Origin of the sequence: Citrobacter sp. Igbk 16, from assembly GCF_028069755.1 — a bacterium.
Classification (GTDB): domain Bacteria; phylum Pseudomonadota; class Gammaproteobacteria; order Enterobacterales; family Enterobacteriaceae; genus Citrobacter.
In genome coordinates this window covers 1-702 of record NZ_JANEWJ010000080.1, presented here as the reverse complement: position 1 = coordinate 702, position 702 = coordinate 1, and the positions used below count along the sequence as shown (strand labels likewise).

At 51.0% G+C, this 702-nt stretch carries 1 rRNA gene; it reads left to right on the top strand.

The features are described from left to right. A 23S ribosomal RNA gene (locus tag NNO03_RS22435) occupies positions 1 to 702 on the top strand; the annotation flags it as partial.

The window sequence follows — 702 nt, the reverse complement described above, 5'->3', positions numbered from 1 at the left end:
CACACTATCATTACGTGAATACATAGCGTAATGAAGCGAACCGGGGGAACTGAAACATCTAAGTACCCCGAGGAAAAGAAATCAACCGAGATTCCCCCAGTAGCGGCGAGCGAACGGGGAGCAGCCCAGAGTCTGAATCAGCATGTGTGTTAGTGGAAGCGTCTGGAAAGTCGCACGATACAGGGTGAAAGTCCCGTACACAAAAGCGCATGTGTTGTGAACTCGAAGAGTAGGGCGGGACACGTGGTATCCTGTCTGAATATGGGGGGACCATCCTCCAAGGCTAAATACTCCTGACTGACCGATAGTGAACCAGTACCGTGAGGGAAAGGCGAAAAGAACCCCGGCGAGGGGAGTGAAAAAGAACCTGAAACCGTGTACGTACAAGCAGTGGGAGCCTCTTTATGGGGTGACTGCGTACCTTTTGTATAATGGGTCAGCGACTTATATTCTGTAGCAAGGTTAACCGAATAGGGGAGCCGAAGGGAAACCGAGTCTTAACTGGGCGTTAAGTTGCAGGGTATAGACCCGAAACCCGGTGATCTAGCCATGGGCAGGTTGAAGGTTGGGTAACACTAACTGGAGGACCGAACCGACTAATGTTGAAAAATTAGCGGATGACTTGTGGCTGGGGGTGAAAGGCCAATCAAACCGGGAGATAGCTGGTTCTCCCCGAAAGCTATTTAGGTAGCGCCTCGTGAA